At 72.3% G+C, this 18125-nt stretch carries 15 protein-coding genes; 4 read left to right on the top strand and 11 right to left on the bottom strand.

Translation table 11 applies throughout. From position 1 onward, the window contains the following. Positions 1 to 131: 131 nt before the first annotated feature. The 3 genes from ACZ5ON_RS06670 to ACZ5ON_RS06660 all read right to left on the bottom strand — a co-directional run bounded on the left by ACZ5ON_RS06670 (position 132) and on the right by ACZ5ON_RS06660 (position 6223). The gene (locus tag ACZ5ON_RS06670; protein WP_465586333.1) at positions 132 to 1274 is read right to left on the bottom strand and encodes a glycosyltransferase; all 1143 of its coding nucleotides are present in this window, start codon (positions 1272 to 1274) and stop codon (positions 132 to 134) included. Then, the gene (locus ACZ5ON_RS06665; RefSeq protein WP_465586329.1) at positions 1271 to 4177 is read right to left on the bottom strand and encodes a bifunctional glycosyltransferase/CDP-glycerol:glycerophosphate glycerophosphotransferase; all 2907 of its coding nucleotides are present in this window, start codon (positions 4175 to 4177) and stop codon (positions 1271 to 1273) included. The genes ACZ5ON_RS06670 and ACZ5ON_RS06665 overlap by 4 nt, the downstream gene beginning before the upstream one ends. Positions 4178 to 4600: 423 nt before the next feature. Then, positions 4601 to 6223, bottom strand: a complete 1623-nt coding sequence (locus tag ACZ5ON_RS06660) for a glycosyltransferase family 2 protein (RefSeq protein ID WP_465586326.1) — start codon at positions 6221 to 6223, stop codon at positions 4601 to 4603. A gap of 208 nt (positions 6224 to 6431) precedes the next feature. Here ACZ5ON_RS06660 and galE point away from each other — a divergent pair, with 208 nt between their 5' ends. Beyond that, positions 6432 to 7415, top strand: a complete 984-nt coding sequence (gene galE, locus ACZ5ON_RS06655) for a UDP-glucose 4-epimerase GalE (protein WP_465586324.1) — start codon at positions 6432 to 6434, stop codon at positions 7413 to 7415. Between the two features lie 51 nt (positions 7416 to 7466). Here the strand turns inward: galE and ACZ5ON_RS06650 are convergent, their stop codons facing one another. Beyond that, positions 7467 to 9755, bottom strand: coding sequence for an outer membrane protein assembly factor BamB family protein (locus ACZ5ON_RS06650; protein ID WP_465586321.1), 2289 nt, complete (start codon positions 9753 to 9755; stop codon positions 7467 to 7469). A gap of 338 nt (positions 9756 to 10093) precedes the next feature. On the opposite strand from ACZ5ON_RS06650, the gene ACZ5ON_RS06645 reads away from it, so the two are divergent. Then, the gene (locus tag ACZ5ON_RS06645) at positions 10094 to 10735 is read left to right on the top strand and encodes a TetR family transcriptional regulator (protein WP_344634882.1); all 642 of its coding nucleotides are present in this window, start codon (positions 10094 to 10096) and stop codon (positions 10733 to 10735) included. A 180-nt stretch (positions 10736 to 10915) separates the two neighbouring features. On the opposite strand, the gene ACZ5ON_RS06640 is transcribed toward ACZ5ON_RS06645, so the two are convergent. From ACZ5ON_RS06640 to ACZ5ON_RS06615, 6 genes are all read right to left on the bottom strand, one after another. Beyond that, positions 10916 to 11857, bottom strand: a complete 942-nt coding sequence (locus tag ACZ5ON_RS06640; RefSeq protein WP_465586319.1) for a beta-ketoacyl-ACP synthase III — start codon at positions 11855 to 11857, stop codon at positions 10916 to 10918. A gap of 105 nt (positions 11858 to 11962) precedes the next feature. After that, a complete protein-coding gene (locus ACZ5ON_RS06635; protein ID WP_465586317.1) occupies positions 11963 to 12886 on the bottom strand; it encodes a L,D-transpeptidase family protein in 924 nt (307 codons plus the stop codon). 147 nt (positions 12887 to 13033) lie between these two features. Beyond that, positions 13034 to 14197, bottom strand: a complete 1164-nt coding sequence (gene mqnE, locus ACZ5ON_RS06630) for an aminofutalosine synthase MqnE (protein WP_465586315.1) — start codon at positions 14195 to 14197, stop codon at positions 13034 to 13036. 61 nt (positions 14198 to 14258) lie between these two features. After that, on the bottom strand, positions 14259 to 15221 hold the full coding sequence (locus ACZ5ON_RS06625) for a threonine ammonia-lyase (RefSeq protein ID WP_465586313.1): 963 nt from the start codon (positions 15219 to 15221) through the stop codon (positions 14259 to 14261). A gap of 16 nt (positions 15222 to 15237) precedes the next feature. Next, complete coding sequence (locus ACZ5ON_RS06620; protein ID WP_465586311.1) at positions 15238 to 15699, bottom strand: Lrp/AsnC family transcriptional regulator; 462 nt, start codon at positions 15697 to 15699, stop codon at positions 15238 to 15240. A 158-nt stretch (positions 15700 to 15857) separates the two neighbouring features. Continuing rightward, a complete protein-coding gene (locus ACZ5ON_RS06615) occupies positions 15858 to 16499 on the bottom strand; it encodes a UbiX family flavin prenyltransferase (RefSeq protein ID WP_344634888.1) in 642 nt (213 codons plus the stop codon). A gap of 104 nt (positions 16500 to 16603) precedes the next feature. Here ACZ5ON_RS06615 and ACZ5ON_RS06610 point away from each other — a divergent pair, with 104 nt between their 5' ends. Both ACZ5ON_RS06610 and ACZ5ON_RS06605 read left to right on the top strand, forming a co-directional pair. Then, positions 16604 to 17344 (top strand): cyclase family protein, encoded by a 741-nt coding sequence (locus tag ACZ5ON_RS06610; RefSeq protein WP_465586309.1) that lies wholly within the window; start codon positions 16604 to 16606, stop codon positions 17342 to 17344. 29 nt (positions 17345 to 17373) lie between these two features. Continuing rightward, positions 17374 to 17718: a hypothetical protein gene (locus ACZ5ON_RS06605; protein WP_465586307.1), complete on the top strand. Its 345-nt coding sequence runs from the start codon at positions 17374 to 17376 to the stop codon at positions 17716 to 17718. On the opposite strand, the gene ACZ5ON_RS06600 is transcribed toward ACZ5ON_RS06605, so the two are convergent. Further along, positions 17715 to 18092: a VOC family protein gene (locus ACZ5ON_RS06600; protein WP_465586305.1), complete on the bottom strand. Its 378-nt coding sequence runs from the start codon at positions 18090 to 18092 to the stop codon at positions 17715 to 17717. The genes ACZ5ON_RS06605 and ACZ5ON_RS06600 overlap by 4 nt on opposite strands. Between the last annotated feature and the right edge of the window lie 33 nt (positions 18093 to 18125).

The following is an 18125-nucleotide window of genomic DNA, read 5'->3' as shown; positions in this document are numbered from 1 at the left end:
TGTCCGTTTACCTGTGCGACGCGCCAACACCCCGGAGCCGATGGAAGCACCCCGGAGCCGATGGAAGCAGGGAGAGCCCCGGGGGCGCGGGGAAGCGGCACTGCCGCACGGCTCCCCGCACCCGCGCGGCCCTATGCGTCCAGGAGGTCGAAGAGCTGCTCCCAGCGCGCCGTCACCTGCTCCGGCGAGTAGCGGACGATCGCCTCGCGCGCCTTCTTCGCCATGGTGTCGCGCAGCTCCTGGTCATCCATCAGACGACCGAGTTGCCTGGCCAGGGCGGTGGTGTTGCCGGTCGGCGCGAGCAGGCCGTCCTCGCCGTCCCGGATGATCTCGCGGACGCCCGGCGCGCAGTCGAACGACACGCACGGCACGCCGCAGGCCATCGCCTCCATCAGCGAGATCGGGAAACCCTCGCCGCGCGAGGACATGGCGAACACCGCGGCCCCGGCCAGCGCGCCCGGCACGTCGTCGGTCCGCCCGGGGAGCTCCACCGAGCCGTCCAGGCCGAGCTCGGTGCACCGGGCCCGCAGCGCCTCCTCCTCCTCGCCCAGGCCGTAGATCTTCAACTGCCAGCCGGGCCGCCGCTCGACCGCCAGGGCCCAGGCCTCCAGCAGCAGGTCGTAGCCCTTCTCCTGAGCCAGTCGCCCGATGCTGACCACGGTCTTCGTGGCCGGCTGCACCGTCTCGGGCAGCGGGAAGGGCAGCGGGTTGGGGATGCCGCAGGTGCTGTTCATGCCGTCGCGGATCCAGGCGTCGGCGTCCTCCTCGGTGAGCGCCACCAGCCGGTCCACGTCCGCGTAGTAGCGCTTGACCCGGCCGTACCGGGAGGTGGCCCGGCAGGTCTCGTACGACTCATGGGTCATGCCGATCACCTGCAGGCCCTTGAGGTCGGCCTGGGCCACCCACTCCATCGCCCAGACCTGGGCGACGATCACCACCGCGCCCGGGCCCGCGTCCTGGAACATCCGGCTCATCCGGGCGGCCGCCTCGCGCACCCCGGCCGCCCGCTTCGCCTCCCGGCGGCGGGCCCCGGCGTCCAGCTGCTGCCAGGGGTAGCGCGGGGTCCAGGCGGACGCCGGGCGCTCCTGGTACAGGGTGGTCATGCCGTACGGCAGGTCGTCGCCGAAGTCCTTGTGCAGGACGGCGGGCGCGATGCCGACCAGCTGCACCCGGTGGCCCCTGGCGCTGAGCAGCTCGGCCATCCGGTGCGACCAGCTGGAGACGCCGCCCAGCTCGTCCACGCTGTTGCTGACGATGAAGATGTCGCGGCTCATCGACCGGCCTCCTGCTCAGTCCCGTCGGCTGCGCCGAACATCAGATCGGCGATCCTCGCCGCCGCGTCGCCCTGGTCGTACTCGCCGTACTCCGCCACGAACCGCTGCCTGGCCTCGGTGTACTCCTTGCCGACCAGGTCCAGGTCGCCGAGCGCCTCGTAGAGCTCCCCGGCGTCGCGCAGCACCGGGCCAGGCGCCTCCCGCAGCAGGTCGAAGTACGTGCCGCGGAGGTCGTCGGCGTACTCCTCCCAGTCGTAGGCGAAGAACAGCATCGGCCGGTCCAGCAGCGCGTAGTCGAACATCAGCGAGGAGTAGTCGGTGATCAGCGCGTCCGCCATCAGGTAGAGCGGGGTGACCTCCTGGATGCCGGAGACATCGATCACCTTGCCGGCCACCGAGGGCGGCAGCACCACCCGGTTGAGGTAGTGGCAGCGCACCAGCAGGGTCATCCGGTCGCCGAAGCGCTCGGCGAACTCCTCCACGTCAAAGGGGAGTTCGAAGGTCCGCACCCGGCCGGAGGCATCCGCGCGGAAGGTCGGCGCGTACAGCACCACCGGCTTGGTCAGGTCGATCCCGAGCTCGCTGGCCAGCTGACGGTCCTTGGCCGCCCCCTCGTCGCGCAGGACATCGTTGCGCGGGTAGCCGGCCCGCAGCAGCCGGTCCTCGCCGATCCGGTACGCGGGCGCCAGGGTCCGCACGTCGTGCTCGGAGCGGACCACGAAGTGGTCGAAGCGGTTCAGCCCGGCCAGGTACAGGGCCTGCTGCTCGGGGGTCTGCCGCTTGAGCGAGGCCAGGTCGAAGCCCATCTTCTTGAGCGCCGAGCCGTGCCAGGTCTGGATGTAGGTGGTCTCGGGCCGCTTGCGCAGCCGGTACGGGAAGCCCTGGTTGTCCACCCAGTACTCGGCCTGGGCGAGCGCCCGCAGGTACTGCCAGGACCAGCGCTTGACCAGGGTGGCACCGGACGGGAAGCCCGCCGCACTGCCCGCGTACGACCAGACGGCCTTCATCGGCGCGCCGCGCCGCACCAGCTCCTCGTAGATCGCCCGCGGGTTGTCGCTGTACTGCTTGCCCTGGTGGCTCTCGAACACCACCTGGCCCTTGACCACCGGCAGCCGGTGCAGCAGCTGGTGGTAGACCTTCAGCTTGGTGTCGCCGTTGTTCAGCTGCCGCTTGAGCCTGAGCGCACCGCGCAGGGTGCGTCGGGCGCGGTCCATCGCGGTGTTGGCGACCGGCCCCGCCTCGCCGCGCATGGCGCGCTCGATCAGGTCGGTGCCGCGGCGGGCCAGGCCGCCCTCGGCGGCCAGCTCGAAGGCCAGGTGGCCGCGGACCGAGCGGTGCGGCTCCAGGCGGTCGCCGGTCAGGCGGGTGAGCCGGGGCCGGACCGCCGGGGTGGGCGACGCCGCCAGGTCGAGGTCCCCGACGGTGAGCCGGGTGGCGGTGCGCTCACCGTTCACGGTGAACACGCAGCGGACGTCCCAGACGCCGTCCAGCACACCGAGCGGCCGCAGCGCCTTGGCCAGGTCGGCGGTCGCGGACCAGACGATGCCGTCGCCGTCGTGCCGGACCTCGCGGACCGGGAAGGCGAACTTGGACTTGATCGTCTTGCGGCGGGCGGTGAACTCCAGCTTGGCGGAGATCTTCGCGTCGGCCGCGATCCGGCCGAGCGGGTTGACGACCCGGCCGGCCAGCTCGACGCCGCCCGGGCCGACGGCGTAGCGGGTGAGCCGGTTGCGCAGGAAGAGCTGGCCGAGCGCCTTGGAGTGGTAGCCGTGGGCGGTGACCTCCAGCACCCGGCGGCCCTCGGGGTCGTCCAGGTGCTCGCCGCACCAGAAGATCCGCCCGTCCCGCTCCACCAGCGGGCTGGAGAGCTTGTCCCGGTTGAGCAGGGTGTCGATGGCCGGGAGCAGGTTCTCCCAGTCGTCCCGGGAGAGCAGGTAGGCGCAGATCCGCTGGATGAAGGGGCTCTCCGCGACCGCCTCCGGGTCCAGACCGGCCAGGTAGCCGCGGGCGTGCCCGGCGAACTCCCGGCGGAAGTCCTCCGGCAGGAACGGCAGGTCACGCAGGTGCAGCACCAGGTCGTGCTTGAGGAACTTCAGGTCCTTGCGGTACCTGAGTTCGGCCATGTCGCGGTCGGCGAGCATCGCGTCGATCCGGCGGTGGATCTCCAGCCGGTCGGTGAAGTTGCGGATCTCGTGGCGCCGGTTGGAGAGCGAGGCAGCGCCCTTGTCCTTGGCCTGCGGCCACTGGTCCCAGTAGTAGACCCGGTTGGGGATCAGGGTGATCCGCTCGGCGGCCAGGTACGCCTGCGCCGAGAAGAGCAGGTCCTCGTAGAGGATGCCGAGCGGGAACTGCAGCCCGGTGCGGGTCAGGAAGCTCCGCCGGTAGGCCTTGTTGGTCGAGAGGGTGTCCCACACCAGCAGGTCGGGCAGCTCGGACACGGAGTCCAGGGTCCGGGTGCGCGAGTAGATCCAGGGGTACCAGCGGTCGGTCTTGCCGTTCCGGTTGCCCACGAAGCGGCGCACGCTCAGGCCCGAGACCAGCTCCGCACCGGTCCGCTCCCCCGCCTCGTAGAGGTTGCGGCAGGCGTGGTCGTCCAGCTCGTCGTCGCTGTCCAGGAACATCACGTACTCGCCCCGGACCTCGGTCATGCCGAGGTTGCGCGGGCCGCCGCAGCCGCCGCTGTTCTCCGGCAGGCGCAGCGCCCGGACCTGCCCGGGGTGCTCGGCCGCGAGCCGCTGGGCGACCGAGAAGCTGTCGTCGGTGGAGCAGTCGTCCACGATCAGTGCCTCGACACCGCGCAGCGACTGGCGCAGTACGGAGGCGACCGCCCGCGGCAGCCGGTCCGCGTCGTTGTAGACGATCACGATGACGCTGACCAGCGGCTTCGCCTGGCTGGAGGGCATGGAGCGAGGGTCCTTGTCGTCGGTGAGCACAGCTCCCGGCAGCGCCGGGACCTCGGGCGTTTGTCGCCCCGGCGGCGGACCACCGGGCGATGTCCGCTTGGCAGGACATAGCGGATCGCGGTAACGGAATCCCATAAATTCTGCCATCCGCCGGAGCCACCCCCGGCCACCGGCCGCCTGGCTCGACCTCGCCCGGCGGCCCCCTCGCGAGCCGCGGGGGTCCCCCCGGCCGGAGGCTGGGGGCGGGTCCCCCCGGCCGGAGGCTGGGGGCGGGTCCCCCCGGCCGGAGGCTGGGGGCGGCGCGCCACCCGCGGCGGAGCCGCTGATGCACGACGTGAAAAGGCGGGTGACGACCGTCGGCGCCGACCCCGCTGATCGGCGGCTCCGCCGCGGGGAGCGCCCGGAGGCGAGCAGGAGCAGCTCTCAGCCCCGGCGGGCCAGCGCCCGGCGCAGCCGGCTGCGGACGACCTCCCAGCCGCCGCGGACGCCGTCGGCGACCCGCAGGCCCAGCTCGCCGTTCCCGGTCTCGTACACCTGCACCAGGGCGATCCTCAGCGGCGGCCGGAACACCACGTGCCGCTTGGCCGGCGTCGCCGAGCGGACGGCGGTGACGGCGCCGCTGCCGTCGGCGTAGCGCACCTTGACCCGCATCGCCCAGGCGGTCATCTCGCCGACGTCCCGCAGCTCGAAGGCGTCCACCGAGGTGGTGGCGATCCAGCCGTCCTCGGGGTGCTCGGTCAGCTGCAGCGGGTGGCGCAGGGTCAGCGGCGGCCCGACCCGGGTGCGCAGTTCCAGGGTGGCGCCGACCGGCTTGGCGGCGGAGACCAGCCCGTACGCGTCGTGCACCCGCAGCCGTACGACGCACGAGGAGGCGAGCCTGACGACGCCGTCCACGGCCAGCGGGAGCTGGGCCGGCGGCAGCTCGGTGAGACCGGTCAGCGGCACCCCGGCGGCCAGCTCCGGGCGGCCCTCGGCGTCGACCGGGTACGGCGGGGCGAGCCTGGGCGGGTTGGCGGCGAGCTCACCCATCCGGCGCAGCTCGGCGCCGGTCACCGGCTCGGGACGGGCCAGCAGCAGTTCGGCGACCCAGCGGCCCGCCGGGGTGGCGGCGGCCAGCGCGGCGGGCTCGAAGGAGCTCAGGTGGGCCCGGGCGATCTGCCACCACTCGGCCCGGTAGGAGGGTGGCTTGTGGCGGAGCTCACGGACGTACATCCGCAAGTCGTGGTCGACGAACTTGGTCCGGGCCGCCCGGGCCAGTTCGGGCTGGTCGGAGTCGAGCAGGATCCGGACCACCTCGGTGTGCGCGTCCACCCGGTCCTGCCAGTTGCGGACCTCGTCCCGGCGGAGCGAGATCGACTGCCGCCCGGCGGCCCGGCGGACGTGCCAGAGGTACACGGTGTCGGGGATCGCGACCAGCCTGGGCCGGGCGGCGTAGAGCAGGGCGGTGAAGACGAAGTCCTCGTAGTGCACCGCGCCCTCGGCGAAGCGCACCTGGTGGCGGTCGAGGAAGTCGCGCTCGTAGAGCTTGTTGACGCAGAGCGTGTCACGCAGGAACTCGGGCCGGCCGCCGATGCCGTCGTAGCGCTCGGGCGGGGCGCCGTCGGCCGGGAACAGGTCGCGCTGCCAGGGCGAGTCGGTGCCCGCGGGCAACTCGCGGCGGACGCAGACGCCGGCGACCACCTCGGCCTGCTCGGCGACGGCGGTGTCCAGCAGGGTGCGGGCGGTGTCCGGGGGCAGCACGTCGTCGCTGTCCAGCAGCATCACGTACCGCTCGCGCGCGGCGTTCAGGCCCTGGTTGCGCGGGGTGCCGCAACCGCCGCTGTTCTCGGTCCTGGTGATCACCCGCACCCGGTCGTCCGCGGCCGCCAGCCGGGCCAGCCGTTCCGGAGTGGCGTCGGTGGAGGCGTCGTCGACCACGACGACCTCGCCGACCGCGTCACCCTGGGAGAGCGCGGACCGGACGGCGGTGGCAATCCGCTCGGCGTCGTTGAAGACGATCACCACAACGCTGACCCGAGGAGGTTCGCCGAAATTGCTACTGGCCATTCGGGCCCCTACCCCCTCCATCACAGCCATTATCCGCGTCACTCAGGGGAAGGGACGGGCCGCCCGGTGATCCCAGTAATCGCTTGCGATCGTACCGGACCGTCCATGTCAGCCGTCCGATTCCCCCGAGGTGCCCGACGCACCGGGTCCGCCGCCCGGTTCGCTCGGGCCCGGTCCGGCCGCCGCCACCTGGCATAGGATTCCCGCCATGACATGGTTGATCACCGGCGGAGCCGGCTACATCGGCGGACATGTGGTGCACCAACTGGTCGCAGCTGGCGAGCGGGTCGTGGTGCTGGACGACCTGAGCAGCGGCTCCCGTGACCGGCTGCCCGAAGGCGTACCCCTGGTGGTCGGCTCGGTCCTGGACCGGGCGGTCCTCGACGAGGCGCTCCGCGCCCACCAGGTCACCGGTGTGCTGCACATCGCCGCGAAGAAGCAGGTCGGCGAGTCGGTGGCCGAGCCGCTCCACTACTACCACGAGAACGTGGAGGGCCTGCGCACCGTCCTGGCCGCCGCGGTCGCCGCCGGTGTGGAGAAGGTGCTGTTCTCCTCCTCCGCCGCCGTGTACGGCATGCCGGACGTGGACCTGGTCACCGAGGACACGCCCTGCGCCCCGATCAACCCGTACGGCGAGACCAAGCTGGTCGGCGAGTGGCTGCTGAACGCCTCCGCCCAGGCCTACGGCCTCTCCACGGTGTCGCTGCGCTACTTCAACGTCGCGGGCGCGGCCTCGCCGGTGCTGGCCGACGACGGGGTCACCAACCTGGTCCCGATGGTCTTCCAGCGGCTCACGGACGGGCTGCCGCCGCTGATCTTCGGCGCCGACTACCCGACTCCGGACGGCACCTGCATCCGCGACTTCATCCACGTCTCGGACATCGCCTCCGCCCACGTCGCGGCCGTGAAGCGGCTCGACGCGGCCGACGGGCCGGTCTCGCTGACCCTCAACATCGGGCGCGGTGAGGGTGTGTCCGTCAGCGAGATGCTCGCCGTGATCGCCCGCGTCACCGGGCGGGACATCGCCCCCGAGGTCACCCCGCGCCGTCCGGGCGACCCGGCCCGGGTGGTCGCCGCCGCCGACCTGATCCGCAAGGAGCTCGGCTGGAGCGCCGAGCACGACGTCGAGGCCATGGTCGCCTCCGCCTGGGAGGGCTGGCTCACCCGCCACCCGGAGGCCCGCCGGGGCTGAGCCCGGCAACCGACCGGCCCGGCCGGGGCGCGGGACCGCGCCCCGGCCGGCTCATCCCTGTGGGACGGCGGTGCCGTAGAAGGCGTCCAGGGCGTAGACGCAGCGGTCCTTGCTGCCGACGAAGACCCTGCCGCCGACGGCCACCGGGGAGCCGGTCAGTTCGCCCTTGGTGCCAAGCTGCCAGCGCAGGCGTCCGGAGGCCAGGTCCAGGGTGTGCAGCGAGTGGTCCCGGCTGCCGAGGTGGACCAGGCCGTCCGCCGCGGCCGGAGAACCGACGATCTCGCCCCTGGCGGTGTAGCGCCAGCGCTCCCGCCCGGAGGCGGTGTCGAAGGCGTACAGCGTGTCCCCGGCCCCGACCAGGGCGGTGCCGTCGGCGACCACCACCGGCTCGGCCCCCTGCCGGCTGCCGGTCCGGCCGCGCCAGCGCTCCCGCCCGGTGGTGGCGTCCAGCGCGTACACGGTGCCCAGGTAGTCGGCGACGTACACCGAGCCGCCGTCCAGCGCGGGCGGGGTGAAGAGCACCACGGCCGCGTCGAACCGCCAGTGCTCGCGGCCGCTGGCGGCGTCCAGCGCGTGCACCCGGTGCCCGGCCGTGACGAACAGCACCCCGCCGCGCTCCACCGGCCTGGACGGCACGTCCTCGCCGACCGGCACCGACCAGCGCTCCCCGCCGCGCGGGTCGGCGCAGTGCAGTCGCCCGCCGCCGTGGTAGTACACGGCACCGGCCACCAGCGCGGGGCCGGACTGCGGGCTCTCGTAGTCCTGCTGGGCGTCGTCGGCGCGCCACAGCTCGGCGCCGGTGGCCGCCGAGCGCAGCTGCACCCCACCGCCCCTGATGCCGCAGCAGAGCACCCCGTCGGCGGCGTCCAGCGAGTAGACCCAGCCGTCCAGCGCGTGGCGCCAGCGCTCGGTGCCGTCGGCGACGTCCACGGTGTACAGGTGGGGGCCGTCGGCCGCGTGGACCCGGCCGGAGTCCACGGTGAGCGCCCAGGCCACGTCACGGGTCTTGTAGCGGCGCTGCCCGGAGCCGATGTCCAGGGCGTGCACCTCGAAGCTGGAGACGAACAGGGTGCCGTCGGCGACCAGCGGGGTGCCCCAGACGTCGTTGGACATCCGGAACCGCCAGGGCCGCCAGCGGGCGGCCTGCGGCGGGACGGCGCGGCGCACCCAGTCCGTACCGGCCACCGCCCCCTCGGCCGGAGGCGTCTGGTCGGCCCGCGGGCCCGGCCCTATCCGTACGGCCGCGCCGGAGAGCTGCACCTCGGCCGAGCCCTGGCCGGCCGGCGGGCGGCGGCGGGCGGTCAGCTTCTCGGTGGCCACCTCCTCGTCGAGGACGCCGCTGCGGGCTGGCGGCACCACGGGCGCGGCCGGCGGGGCGGCCGGCGGCACGGCCGGCCGCGGCGGCACCACGGGGGCCGGCGGCGCCGGCGGCGGGGTCGGTGCGGCCGGGCGGCGGCCGCGCTTGTGTTCGATCAGCGCGATGGCGCTGGCCGGCAGCCAGTCCCCCGCCTCGCCGGAGGCGTCGTCCCGGGAGAACAGGTGCGGAGCCAGCTCGGACTGGATCTGAGCGGGCGTCGGCCGGTGCTCGGGCGCGGGCCGCATGCAGGCCCGGACCAGGTCCATCAGCTCGACCGGCAACCCGGAGAGGTCCGGCTGGTCGCGCAGCAGCTGGAACACCGTCTCGACCGGGTTGCCGCCCCGGTAGGGCGGGTGGCCGGTGGCGCAGAAGACCAGCAGCGAGCCGAGCGAGAAGACGTCGCTGGCGCCGGTCACGCTGCGGCTGTCCCTGGCCTGCTCGGGGGACATGTAGGCGGGGGTGCCGACGGCCACGTTGGTCATGGTGAGCCGGGCGCTGGAGACCCCGGCGGCGATCCCGAAGTCGATCACGCGCGGGCCGTCCTCGACCACCAGCACGTTGGACGGCTTGAGGTCGCGGTGCACCAGGCCGGCGGTGTGGATCGACTGCAGCGCCTCGGCGATCCCGGCGATCAGCCAGCGGACGGCGTCCACCGGCAGCGGCCCGCACTCGGTGACCAGGTCCTCCAGCGAGGGCGCGGGCACGTACGCGGTGGCCAGCCACGGCACCGGAGCGTCCGCGTCCGCGTCCACCACGGCCGCCGTGTAGAAGCCGCCGACCGTCTTGGCCGCGGCGATCTCGCGGGCGAAGCGGACCCGGAACAGCTCGTCCTCGGCCAGTTCGCCCCGGACGGTCTTGATGGCCACCCGCCGCCCGGACGCCGACCGCGCCAGGTAGACCAGGCCCATTCCGCCCGCACCGAGCCGCCCCAGCACCTCGAAGGGCCCGATCCGCCTCGGATCGTGCGCCGTCAGCTGGTCCACTCCGCTGCCTCCTCCCCGTCTGCGGCGACCCTGGCCGGGTCGCCGCCCCGATTCTCCAATGCCCGCGCCGCCGGATCCAATCTCCCCCGCCAGGGACACGCCCGGGCCACCGTGAGCCGGCCACCGCCCGGAGCCCACGCTGACGATCACTCTGCGCAACCCGATCACCCTTCAGCCAACCTTCCGTCACGCTGTGGGGTCATCAGCACACGGGGGGGCTTCAGATGCGCTCGGAATATCGCTCCGAGCGCCCCGATGAACGCTGCGAACCACCCCCGGGCGGAGTAATAGTCGCATCACCGAATCGCGACAAGATCGTGCCACGGTAAGCTGACGGCATGACAGGACAAGTTCGCACCGTCGACGGTCGCGTCGCCGGGCGACGTGGACAGGAGACGCGGCAGAAGCTGCTCGACTGCCTCCGCGAGATGCTCAGCACGTCGCCTTACCGGGACGTCAAGGTCATCGACGTCGCCCGTATGGCGGGTACCTCCCCCGCGACCTTCTACCAGTACTTCCCGGATGTCGAGGGCGCAGTCCTCGAGATCGCCGAGGAAATGGCCGAGGACAGCGCCGGGCTCAAAGAGCTCGTCGACGTAAAGTCCTGGGCGGGAAAGCCCGGTTACACCGCTTCGGAAGAACTGGTGGACGGATTCCTCGCCTTCTGGCGCAAGAACGACGCCATTCTCCGAGTCGTTACTCTCGGTGCAGCCGAGGGGGACAAGCGGTTCTTCAAGATCCGCATGAAGGTCCTCAACTCGGTGGCGTCGGCCCTGACCGAGGCAGTGAAGGTGAACCAGGCCAAGACCGACAAAACGGTCGATCCGGCAGCCATCGCCGGCGCCCTGGTCTCGCTGCTTGCCTCGGCAGCGGAGCATTCCAAGGCATTCACCTCTTGGGGCGTCAAGGTCAAGGACCTCAAGCCGAATCTGGCTCTGCAGGTCTACCTGGGCGTCACCGGTAAGAAGCCGCCCAAGTAGTAACAAGCATCTGTCCCACCATCCACTCAGCGCGCAGCTCCGGCCTCCTGTCCGGGGTGCGTCGGACGGCGGTTGTGTCCTCGGGGGAGGTTCGCCGACGTGCCGCGACGCGCTGGAGACCACTGTGGGGCGGCTGGAATCGACTGATTCCGGCCGCCCCACAGCCGTGTCCGGGGCCCGCTACGGGCAGCGCACGACCTGCCCCGCGTAGGCGAGACCGCCGCCGAAGCCGAAGAGCAGTACCGGGTCGCCCGAGTGCAGCTCACCGCGCTCCACCAGCTTGCTCAGCGCCAGCGGGATGGAGGCCGCCGAGGTGTTGCCGGAGTCCACCACGTCGCGGGCGATCACCGCGTCGTGCGCCCCCAGCTTGTTCGCGATGGCGTCGATGATCCGCAGGTTGGCCTGGTGCGCGACGAAGCCCTTCAGCTCGGACGGGTCCAGACCGGCCTTCAGGCAGGTCTCCCGGGCCAGCGGAGCGATCTTCGTGGTGGCCCAGCGGAAGACCGCCTGGCCCTGCTGGCTGATGGTCGGGTCCCAGCCGGTGATCACCACCGCGTCGGTCTTCTCCGGCTCGGTGCCCCAGACCACCGGGCCGATCCCGGCCCGCTCGTCGGGGACCGCCTCGACCAGGGCCGCGCCCGCGCCGTCGCCGAAGATCACGCAGGTGGTGCGGTCGGTCCAGTCGATGGTGTCCGACATCCGCTCGGCCCCGATCACCAGCGCCCGCCGCGCCGCGCCGGCCCGGATCGCGTGGTCGGCGGTCGCCAGCGCGTACGAGAAGCCCGAGCAGACCGTGTTGATGTCGTACGCGGCCGGCGCGGTCATCCCCAGCCGGGCGGCGACCGAGGCCGCCGTGTACGGGCTGCGCTCCACGGCGGTGCAGGTGGCCACCACCACCAGGTCCACCTCGGCGGCCCGCCGGCCGCCGTTCGCCAGCGCCTTCTGGGCCGCCTCGGTGGCGAGGTCGACCAGGGTCTCCTCGACCGCGATGTGCCGGGTGCGGATGCCCACCCGGCTGCGGATCCACTCGTCGTCGGTATCGACCAGCTTCGACAGGTCCTCGTTGGTGAGGACCTTCGGCGGCTGGTAGTGGCCGAGCGAAACGATTCGAGAACTGGTCATATTGCCACTCAACCCGGTTACCGTCCGGTCAGGTGCTCACGCCCGGGTACAACGTCCCAGGCCGGAACCTGTAGGGGCCGTACAACGGCCCTTGCGGCACAAGGGTCAGGTGGCCAGGGTAGCGGCGTCCGCCATGGCGATCATCGGATGTGCCGCCGGGTCCAGGGTCTTGAGCAGCTCGACCATCTGGTCCTCGGGCAGCGAGACGCAGCCGTGGGTGGGACCGCCGTGGTCCACGTGCAGCCAGATGCCGCCGCCCTTGGACTTGCCGTCGGGGAAGCGGTTGTCGAGCGGCGAGACGCCCTGCACCCGGTTGTAGTTGATCGCCACCACGTAGTCGAAGGACCCGGCCAGCTGCTCGCCCTTGAAGCCGGTGCCGCCGACCACGAAGTGCGAGTCCTGGTCGTACGGGAGCTTGCTGCCCGGGTCGGGCATCCGGCCGCCGGCATCGGACAGCGAGAAGACCCCGATCGGGCTGTGCAGGTCGTCCGCGTGCTTGTCGGTGGTCCAGCCCTTGTACGCGTTGTGGCCCTGCCAGGCGGCGCCGGGCTTCCAGCGGTTGTCGGGCGTGCGGGTCCACAGGGTGACCGTGGTGTCGGAGGAGTTGCGGTCCTTGCCGGATGCCACCACCAGCTGGCGGGTCTGTGCCGGGATCTTCGCACTGAAGCTCGGGCCCAGGCCCGGTATGGCCGCGTAGGTGCCGTCGGTGCGGTCCGAGCGGTTGGCCGCGGCCGAGTCGCTGCGGATCGCCTGCGCCGCGTTGACACCGGCCGACCCCGCGTCAGCCTCCGGCTTCTCGGGGGCCGCCGCGGACGGGTGCGCGGAGCTCCCGGCGCTCTGGCCCACCGTGAACCAGCCCGCGGTGGCCGCCAGCAGCATCGCCGTACCCCCCATCAGCGCCTTGCCCCGGCGCTTGCGCGGCTTGCGCCGGTGCCCTCTCGGGCGGAGCGCCTCACCTCCGTCGCCGTGGACTGCCGGGGGCTGGACCTCGGCATAGGGCTGGACGGTGACACGATGGGAACCGGACATGCTGACGATCCTTCCAAAGCCAGCGGGATGATCGGAACCCGTGGCGTGTGGTGAGCCTGTGAGCATCCGCACACCGCGAGTGCGCCGGATGCCGTGGCTGAGGACGCCGCGCCCCCCGGGACGGTTGGGGGGTGCGCGGCGCTGTGATCAGAGTCGCATCGCCTGCGGCGTCTCCCGACGCTGCAGGTCAGGGCCGTCGTACTCGCGGATGACCTCGTAGCGGGTGTTGCGCTCGACGGGGCGGAAACCGGCGTCCCGGATCAGGCCGAGCAGGTCCTCGCGGCCGAGCTTGTTCGGGGTGCCGAAGTTGTCCGCATCGTGGGTGATCTTGTACTCGACCACCGAGCCGTCCATGTCGTCCGCGCCGTGGCTGAGCGCCAGCTGGGCGGTGGCGATGCCGTGCATCACCCAGAAGACCTTGACGTGCGGGACGTTGTCGAACAGCAGCCGGGAGACCGCGAAGGTCTTCAGCGCCTCGGCGCCGGTGGCCATCTCGGTCCGCTCCATCAGCCGGTTGCGGACCACGCCGTCCTTGGAGTCGTGGAAGTCGTGCTGGTAGCGCAGCGGGATGAAGACCTGGAAGCCGCCGGTCTCGTCCTGCAGCTCACGCAGCCGCAGCACGTGGTCGACCCGGTGGCGCGGCTCCTCGATGTGCCCGTACAGCATGGTGCACGGGGTCTTCAGGCCCTTGGAGTGCGCCAGGCGGTGGATCCGCGACCAGTCCTCCCAGTGGGTGTCGTGGTCGACGATGTGCTGACGGACCTCCCAGTCGAAGATCTCGGCGCCGCCGCCGGTCAGCGACTCCAGGCCGGCGTCGATCAGTTCGTCCAGGATCTCAGCCGCCGACAGACCGCTGATCTTCTCGAACCAGTGGATCTCGGTGGCGGTGAACGCCTTCAGCGAGACGTTCGGCAGCGCCGCCTTCAGCTCGCGCAGGCTGCGGGGGTAGTACCGCCAGGGCAGCGTCGGGTGCAGGCCGTTGACGATGTGCAGCTCGGTGAGGGAGTCCACCTCCATGGCCTTGGCCAGGCGGACGGCCTCCTCGATCCGCATGGTGTACGCGTCCTTCTCGCCCGGCTTGCGCTGGAACGAGCAGTACGCGCAGGAGGCGGAGCACACGTTCGTCATGTTGAGGTGGCGGTTGACGTTGAAGTGGACGACGTCGCCGTTCTTCTCCATCCGCACGTGGTGGGCGAGACCGCCGAGCCAGGCCAGATCGTCGCTCTCGTAGAGCGCGATGCCGTCCTCGCGGGTCAGCCGCTCACCCGCGTAGACCTTCGCCTCCAGCTCGCGCTTGAGCCCTGCGTCCATGCGGTGACCCGCCTCCTCGATCCGGCTGACCGCAACACACGGTCTGTTTACCGGAACGAGACTACGCCTGGAGCAGCTCGGCCAGGAGCTTGGGTTCGACGTTGCCGCCGCTCACCACCGCCGCGAACACCCGGCCGGCCAGCTCATCGGCCCGGTGGAAGTACCCGGCCGCCGCCACCGCGCCCGAGGGCTCGGCGACCAGCCTGCCCCGGCGCGCCAGCAGGGCCACCGTGTCGCGGATCTCCTGCTCGGAGACCGTCACGATGTCGTCCACGTACGCCTGGAGGTGTAGGTACGGCAGCTCGCCGACCGAGGGCGTGCGCAGCCCGTCCGCGATCGTCCGGTAGGTGTCGGCCACCGGCCAGGCCGTCAGCTGACCGCTTCGCAGGCTCGCCTGAGCGTCCGCCGCCAGCTCCGGCTCGACGCCGATCACCCTGACTCCCGGGCAGGTCAGCTTGATCGCAGCCGCCGTACCGGAGATCAGGCCGCCGCCGCTGACCGGGACCAGCACGGTGTCCAGCTGGTCCGGGGCGTCCTCCGCGATCTCCAGGCCGACCGTGCCCTGACCGGCGATGATGTGGGGATCGTCGTACGGCGGCACCCAGACGTAGCCGTGCTCGTCCGCCAGCTCACCGGCGAAGGTGTCCCGCTCGCCCGGGGCGACCAGGATCACCTCGGCGCCGAACGACCGGGTGTTCTCGACCTTCACCGCGGGCGAGGTGTCCGGCATCACGATCACGGCCTTGAGGCCGAGCAGCCGCGCCGCGTAGGCCACCGCCTGGGCGTGGTTCCCACTCGACTGGGCGACCACGCCGCGGGCCCGCTCGGCGTCGCTCAGCGCGGCCAGCCGGTTGTAGGCGCCACGGATCTTGAACGCCCCGGTGGGCTGCAGGTTCTCCGGCTTGAGCCAGAGGGTGCGGGCACCGTCGGCGGCCCATGGGCACGGGATCAACGGAGTCCGTACCGCCACCGCGGCGATCCGCTGCTGCGCGGCGCGCAGCTCCTCCAGGCCGACCAGTGCCATGGGCCCCTCCCCGTCCCTAGTCCAAGGCGTCCAGCGGGAGTTCGCTCACCCGGTTCTCCCACTTGGTGGAGAGTACAACCGTGGTCCTGGTACGGGCTACGCCTTTCGTGCTGGAGAGCCGCTTGACCACCGACTCCAGGCCCTCCACGTCCGGCACCCGGACCTTGAGCATGTACGAGTCGTCACCCGCGATGAACCAACAGTCCTCGACCTCGGCGAGGTCCTTCAGCCGGTGCGCGACGTCCTCGTGGTCCGCCGCGTCGGTGAGTTGAAGGCCGATCAGCGCGGTGACCCCGAAACCCAGCGATGCCGGGTTGACCGTCGCCCGGTAGCCGGTGATCACACCGGCCTGCTCCAGCCGGTTGATGCGGTCCGTCACGCTCGGGCCCGACAGGCCCACCAGGCGTCCCAGCTCGGCGTACGAAGCCCGGCCGTTCTCCCTCAGCGCCTGGATGAGCTGTCTGTCAACCGTGTCCATATATCCGCCCGCGTCCTTCCGAACCGCTACAGACCCACAGATCATTATCCGGAATCAAAGGCGCCATGCGCGGATCAACCCGGATATCGCAAAGAACATACTCTCCCGGGCTGCGCGGCTTTACCCGCCCTTGCCGCTGAGGCCGGAAGGCCCCCGGATCAAGCCGTCTTGCCGCCGGAACCGAGCTCGCCCTCCCAGCGCCGGTACAGCCCGTGCCGCACCCCGACCGCGTCCAGCACCCGGCCCGCCACGAAGTCCACCAACTCACGGGCGGTCGAACCACCCGCGTAGAAGCCCGGCGAGGCGGGGAGCACCACGGCGCCCTGGGCGTCCAGCTCCACCAGGTGCTTCAGCGTCACCCCATCGAGTGGCGTCTCGCGGACGCAGACGACCAGCGGGCGGCGCTCCTTCAGGGTCACCGCGGCGGCCCGCTGCAGCAGGTCCTTGCTCAGCCCGAGCGCGATCCCGGCCACCGCACCGGTGGTCGCCGGCACCACCAACATCCCCTTCGCCGGGTAGGAGCCGCTGGACGGGCCGGCCGCGAAGTCGCCCGCCGACCAGTAGCGGACGTCGCTGAGGTCCTCGACGCCGGTCCACGCCGCCAGGTCCTCCTGCCAGTGCGCGTCGCGGAAGGACACCCCGGTCTCGTCCAGGATGGTCAGCCGGGCCGCCCGGCTCACCACCAGGTCCACCGCCTCGCCCGCCGCCAGCAACGCCCGGATCACCGAGGCCGCGTACGGCGTCCCCGACGCGCCCGAGACTCCGACCACCCACGGCTGACGTGCGCTCTGCTGCTCCATGACTCCGCACCATAGCCCCGCTCCCTCGGGACGGAGGGGCGGCCCCGGGAACCCGGGAAGCCCCGCGCCGCCCGGGCCTTGCCCGGCTGCGCGAAGATGGGTGCATGGCGCCGACGTTGATCGACCTCACGCATCCGGTCACCACGGGCATGCCCGTCTACCCCGGGGATCCGGAGGTCGAGCTGCGGCCCGCGCTCACCACGGCCACCTCCGGGGTCAACGTGCTTGGCCTGCACCTGGGTTCGCAGTCGGGCACGCATGTGGACGCCCCGTACCACGTGGACGTCACCTGGCCCACCCTGGACGGGCTGCCGCTGGAGCTGTTCACCGGGCCGGCCGTGCTCGCCGACCTTCGCGGGCTCGCTCCGCGCACCGGCGTGACACCCCGACTGCTCGCACCGGCACTGGAGTTGGCCGCCCCGGGGACGATCCTGCTGCTCGTCACCGGCTGGCCGAGGCACTGGGGCACCGACAGCTACCTCGCCCACCCCTGGCTCACGCCCGAAGCGGCGGAGGCGATCGTCGCGGCAGGCGTCCGCACCGTCGGCGTGGACGCCCTGAGCATCGACCCCACCCCCGACCCGGGCCCGGGCGACCCCACCGTCGCCGCGCTGCTCGCCGACCTCTCCGACGAGCACGACCCCGCCGCCGGGCCCGCCACGCTGGCCGCGCACCGGATCCTGCTCGGCTCCCCCGGCGGAGCGGTGATCGCCGAGAACCTCACCGACTTGACCCCGCTGCTCGACGCGCAGGCGGCGGGCCGCCCGGTCGAGCTCTCGCTGTTCCCGCTCCGCCTGGTCGCCGCCGACGGTGCTCCGATCCGCGCGGTCGCCCGGCTGGGCTGATCCACCCGCCCCGACTCGGTCTCCGGGCCGTGCTCCCCGTGGTCGTGGACGAGCGGCGGCTCCGCCCCGACGTCCTGCTGCGCACCCGCCGGGGGCCCGCGCCGTTCGTCGAGGACGAGTGGTTCGGCCGGGAGGGACGGGTGAAGGGCGGGCCCCGGCCGGCCTTCGTCCGCTCCAGCGAGCGCTGCGTGATGGCCGGCACGGCGCAGCCGGGTCTGCCGCGCGTCCCCGAGATCCCGGGGGCACGCGCCCGGGCCCACGACACCCGCCTCGACGCACTGGCCGAAGTCACCCGCCCGGGACGCCTCCGGGTCGGGGACGCCATCGCGCTGGTGCGGGCCCCGAAGGGCCCGCAGCGGTGCCGGCCTAGCTAGGAGGCGGCGCGCTGGAGGAGGCAGAAGGGGTGCCCGGCCGGGTCCAGGTAGACCCGCCAGCCCGTCTCGACGTCCTTGAGTTCCGCGCCGAGGGCCAGTACCCGCTCCTCGGCCGCGGCCAGGTCCTCCACCTCGATGTCCAGGTGGAGCTGCTGCGGGTGGGCCGGGTCCGGCCACATCGGCGGGCGGTAGTCCTCCACGTGCTGGAAGCCCAGCACCATCCCGTCGGGCAGGTGCACGGTCGACCACTCCGCGTCCAGCGACCACCTCGGGTCGGGGCGGTCGATCTCGCCGCCCAGCAGGGTGCCGTAGAAGTGCGCCAGCCCGGCCGGGTAGTGGCAGTCGAGCACCACGCACTGCAACTTGCCGATCATCGTTCCTCCTCGCCGACCGCACCTGCCCCTCTG

The sequence above is a fragment of the Kitasatospora sp. NPDC032150 genome (assembly GCF_055579945.1).
This window is presented reverse-complemented; position numbering and strand designations above follow the sequence as displayed.